General features: G+C 72.5%; 4 protein-coding genes and 1 pseudogene. All 5 read right to left on the minus strand.

Annotated elements, in window-relative coordinates:
* Positions 1-1,173: pseudogene (locus tag G6028_RS09990) on the minus strand (hypothetical protein); the annotation flags it as partial.
* Positions 1,174-1,255: 82 nt separating this feature from the next.
* Complete coding sequence (locus tag G6028_RS09995; RefSeq protein ID WP_179525956.1) at positions 1,256-2,653, minus strand: sigma 54-interacting transcriptional regulator; 1,398 nt, start codon at positions 2,651-2,653, stop codon at positions 1,256-1,258.
* A 71-nt stretch (positions 2,654-2,724) separates the two neighbouring features.
* Entirely contained in the window at positions 2,725-3,180 is a 456-nt protein-coding gene (locus G6028_RS10000; protein WP_182658768.1) for a carboxymuconolactone decarboxylase family protein, read from the minus strand.
* 2 nt (positions 3,181-3,182) lie between these two features.
* Positions 3,183-4,217 (minus strand): pirin family protein, encoded by a 1,035-nt coding sequence (locus tag G6028_RS10005; protein ID WP_182658769.1) that lies wholly within the window; start codon positions 4,215-4,217, stop codon positions 3,183-3,185.
* Positions 4,214-5,020 (minus strand): SDR family NAD(P)-dependent oxidoreductase (locus G6028_RS10010; protein WP_182658770.1); only part of this gene is annotated, 807 nt, incomplete at its 5' end. The genes G6028_RS10005 and G6028_RS10010, both read right to left, overlap by 4 nt.

The raw sequence follows: 5,020 nt of genomic DNA on the forward strand, positions 1-5,020 counted from the left end.
GTCGCGCAGGAGGGAACCGCCGAGCTTGCGCAGGGCGGCCGGGGACAGCCTCAGGTCGCCGTCGGGGCGCCTGCTCAGGTACCCCGACTCGCGCATCGACTGCTCGAGCCGCGCCAGCGTGCGCAGGGAGACGGCGGCCTCGCCACCGAGGTGACGGGCCACGGCCTCGAGGTCCAGTTCGGACAGGGGCGAGCCCTCACCGCCCCGCGCCAGCTGCTCGGCGAGACGGTCCAGGTCGCCGAGTTCGGCCATGGCCGCCGCGCCCTCGGAGAATCCCAGCCCCTCCTCGCCGGAGAAGTCCGCGGAGCCGTCCCAGTCCTCGCCGGGCCGGAGCGACTGGAGCAGGCCGTCGAGGCGCCCGAGCTGCTCCATGAGTTCCGGCGAGCCGAACGCCTGCTGCGAGAGCGCCATCAGCTCCTCCCGCTGCTCCGGCGTCATCGACCGCATCATGCGTTGCGCGGCCGCCGCGCGCCTGGCCAGGACGTCGATGAGCTCGTCGATGTCGGCGGGTTGCTCCGGGAAGGAGTCGGAGTGCTTGTCCATGAAGCGCTCGAAGTCCTCGGGGGTGTCCTGCCCCCGAGCGTGCTTGTCGAGCAGGTCGGTGAGGTCGGCGAGCATCTCCGACACCGCCGCCCGGTCGTCGTCGGTCGCGTTCTCCAGGGCCTGTTTCATGCCGGCGAACCGCGACTCGAGCGCCTCCGCCCCGAGGAGGTCCTGGATCCGGCGGTAGGCCTCGCGGGCATCGGTGGAGGCCCAGTCGTAGTCGGCCAGCTCGCCGACCGCCGCGGCCGGGGAGTCCGGGAGGTTCTCGATCGTCATCTCGCGCAGGGTGCGATCCATCGGGTCCATCTGTGTGTCCCGGGCGAGCTGCCCGCGCTCGGCCAGTAGGGCCTTGTCCAGGAGCTCGGACACCTCCTCCAGGGTCCCGCCCAGGTGGCCTCGCTCGAGCAGTTCACGGCGACGGCGCTGCACCCTGCCGGCCAGGTCGTCGAGACCGGTCTGGCCTCGTCCGCCCCGACGCAGGAACTCGCGCATCGACTGCTCGGGCGAGTATCCGGACATCACCCCGTCGGACACCGCGTCGAGCGCCTCGGACAAATCGAGAGGGGGCGCGAGCGGGTCGGGGCCGCCGACGTAGCGGCCGTACCGCGCGCGGGGTTCATCTCGCGACATCGCGTACCTCCTGCTCCGGCGGCGTCCCGGCCCTCACCGTCGACCTCATCGGCCGGTCGGCGGGTACGGCCACCGCGGGGTGTCAGCCGTAGACGGCGGCGCCGTCCCCGGTCTCCTTGGACAGACGCCGCGAGAGGTAGAGCCCCTCCAGCGCGAACTCGATCGCCCCGGCCCGCTGCCCCACCGTCGTGGCTCCCGCGCGTTCGGCGATCTGGTCGTACAGGCCCGGCTCGGAGAGCTCGGGCAGGGCCTCGAGGAACTCCGCCGCGGTCACGCTGGCGCCGGTCGTCAGGGTCACCGAGCCGTCGAACGCCTCCACGAGCGGGGCCAGGTCGAGACCGCGGAACATCTCGCGCACCACGTCGACGGTGGCACTGCGCAGGAGGTAGCGGAGGATCTCCGGCTCGCGGCCCTCCTCCCCCGGCTCGAACTCGATCTTCCCGCGGAGCACGTCCACGGCGGCGTCGACGTCGACCAGCCTCGCCACCGCCTCGCCGGGGTCGTCGGTCCCGCGGACGGCGGCGCGACGCCTGGCCGCCGCCGCGACGGTCTCGGCGCCGGCTATCGCGAAGCGCGCGGACACGCCGGAGGCCTGGTTGACCGAGTCCGACGTCCGCAGTTCGCGGGTGAACCGGGCGAGCAGCTCCATCAGGGCGTCCGGGACCTCCGCCGTGAGGTCCGCCTCCTGCCGCACGACCTCGATCTCGTCGGACAGGTCCAACGGGTAGTGCGTGCGGATCTCGGCGCCGAAACGATCCTTGAGCGGGGTGATGATCCGGCCGCGGTTGGTGTAGTCCTCCGGGTTGGCCGAGGCCACCACCAGCACGTCGAGGGGCAACCGGAGCACGTAACCCCGGATCTGGACGTCCCGCTCCTCCATGACGTTGAGCAGGGCCACCTGGATGCGCTCCGCCAGGTCGGGGAGCTCGTTGAGCGCCACGATGCCGCGGTTCGCGCGGGGCACCAGTCCGTAGTGGATGGTCTCCGGGTCGCCCAGGCGCCGTCCCTCGGCCACCCGCATGGGGTCGACGTCGCCGATCATGTCCGCCACGGAGGTGTCCGGGGTGGAGAGCTTCTCGACGTACCGCTCGGTCCGGTGTCGCCAGCCGATGGGCAGGGCGTCCCCCTCCCTGGTGACCCGGTCCCGCGTCTCGGTGGTGATCGGCGCGAGCGGGTCCTCCCCGAGCTCGGATCCCTCGACGACGGGCGACCACTCGTCGAGCAGTCCCACCAGGGTGCGCAGCAGGCGGGTCTTGCCCTGTCCGCGCTCGCCCAGCAGGACGATGTCGTGGCCCGCGATGATCGCCCGCTCCAGTTGCGGGATGACCGTGGAGTCGAATCCGTGCATCCCCGGCCAGGGATCGCGGCCCGCGGCCAGGCCCGCCAGGAGGTTCTCGCGCATCTCCTCGCGCAGGCTGCGGCTGGTGTACCCCGCGGCGCGCAGTTCGCCGAGGGTCTGGACGTCCGGCTTCTCGCTCACAGCGCCCACGGTAGTCCCGATGCGGCTCCCGTGCTCCCGGCGCTGGCCCGGCACCCCGCCCGGGCCCGGGATCAGTCCTCGATGCGCACCCGGTGGTCGCTGGCGATCGAGACCCGGTTGAAGGCGTTGATCAACACGATCGACCACTCGAGCGCGGAGAGCTGGTCCTCGTCGAAGTGCTCGGCGGCGGCGGCCGTGGCCGCCCCGCGCTCGTCGACGCTGTCCAGGCGCGTGAGCGTCTCCGCCAGACGGAGAGCGGCCCGTTCGGGATCGCCGAACTCGTCGATGTCCCGCCACGCCGGGAGCAGGTCCAGGCGACCCTGCGAGACCCCCGCCTTCCGCGCGGCCGGCACGTGCGTGGCCAGGCAGGCCGCGCACCCGTTGAGCTGGGAGACCCGGACGTTGACCAACTCGAGCAGCGTCTCTTCCAGCCCGGCCCCGGTGGACGCCTCGCGGGAGGCGACGGCGGTGCGGACGAGCTGTTTGTAGACCTCACGCTGGGCACGGTCCAGCTTCGGGACACCCATGATCAGACCTCCTCCCGGGCCTGTGCCCGCGCGGCCGGGTTCGCCCTCGGCCTGAGCACGCTGCCGGGCAGGGTGGGCGCGGGGAGGCGGATGAGCCCGTCGGGGTTCCGTCCGATGTAACCGTCGACCCGACCGAAGCGGTCCGAGCCGTCCTCCCACTCCTGCCGGTAGCGCACGATCTCCTCGTGGCTGCGGCCGATGAAGTTCCACCACATCACGATCTCCTCGCCGAACGGGGTGCCGCCGATGAGGATCATCCGCGCCGGGGTGGATCCGGTGTTGTCGATGGTCAGGGTGGTCTCGCCGACACCCGTGTAGCCGAGTTGGGCGGGTTCGACGGTCACTCCCTCGAGCGTGATGTCGCCGGCGTCCACCAGGAGCCCGTGCTCGAACTCCGGGTCTACGTCGAGGGTGAGCCGGGCGCCGGGGTCCAGGCGGAGCTCCGCGCCGAGCAGGGGGGTGAACGTGGTGACCGACGACGACGAGCCCAGCAGCGACCCGATGAAGACCAGGGCGGATCCGCCCTCGTACTCCACCGCCTCGGGAACGTGGTGCTCGAACCCGCGGCCGGTGTTCTCGCGGTCCCTCTCGGGGAGCGCCGTCCACAGTTGCACCCCGTGCAGCACGCCCGTGTCCTGGGTCGACACCTCGGTGTGGCAGATGCCCGCCCCGGAGGTCATGAGGTTGACCTCGCCGGGCCGGACCACCGCGTGGTGGTCACCGGAGTCGTGGTGGGTCACGTTGCCCTCGAAGAGCCAGCTGACGGTCTGGAGTCCGGTGTGCGGATGCGACGGCACGTCCATCCCGCCGGTGGCCGAGACGTCGTCGGGCCCGTAGTGGTCGACGAAGCACCAAGCGCCGATCAGGGAGCGCCGTCGCTGCGGGAGCGTCCGCCTGACCGTCATCGCCCGCGGCCCGCCGAGCGGGACGTCACGGGAGGTGATGATCTCCACCGCGGCGCCCCCGGGTTCGGGTCCACCGGGCGATCCGCCCGCCTCGCACTCGATCTCCTCCGGACGGGCGTCGAGGTTGCTCACGGCCGCACCTCCGCGTCGGCGGCGCTGAGGGTGTCCGCCGCCTCGCGCCGCAGTTCGAGCCGCTTGGCGTTGATCCTGCCGCCCAGTGCCAGCGTGAGCGCCCTGTCCACCACCGGGACGGGGAGGTGGTCCAGGAGTCTGCGGCCGAGGTCCCACTTCACGGCGTAGCGGTGACGGGGCCGGGCGGTGGTCCCGGCGGTCCAGACGGCCTCCGCCAGGACCCGGGGATCGGTGGCCTTGTCGTCCTCCCCCGCCGCCATCTCCCCCATCACGGCGGCCATGGCGGCGAAGGGCGAGCCCGGGAGCGTCGACTCCTGGAAGCGCCGCCGGATCGAGGCGGTCATCCCCGTGCGGAACGGGCCCGGTTGGATGAGCACCACGTCGAGGCCGAGGAACATGAGCTCGCGCCGCAGGGAGTCCCCGTAGGCCTCGACGGCGTGCTTGCTCATGGCGTAGGCGCCGTTCATCGGCATCCCGTGCTGGGGGCCGGTCTCCGAGCTGATGAGGACCACCCGTCCGCTACTCGCGCGGAGCAGGTCGAACATCGCGTGCACGGTGCGGACGGTCCCCATGACGTTCACGTCGAGCACCTGCTGGACCCGCTCGGGGTCGGTCTCGGCGAGCGGCCCGATCCCCAGGATCCCGGCGAAGGTGACCACCGCGTCCAGGCGGCCGTGGTCCGCGCGGACCCGATCGGCGAGCGCCCGGAGCGACACGGAGTCGGTCACGTCGACCGCCACGGGCGTGATCCCCGCGCCGCCCGGGGGTGCGCTGAGGTCGGCGGCGACGACGTGCCACCCGCG

Source organism: Dietzia cercidiphylli (assembly GCF_014145145.1).
Classification (GTDB): Bacteria; Actinomycetota; Actinomycetes; order Mycobacteriales; family Mycobacteriaceae; genus Dietzia; species Dietzia natronolimnaea.

What these genes read in the sequence shown, in the direction of transcription:
- G6028_RS10000 (WP_182658768.1), bottom strand. Translation starts at nt 3,180, where the DNA reads ATGGGTGTCCCGAAGCTGGACCGTGCCCAGCGTGAGGTCTACAAACAG.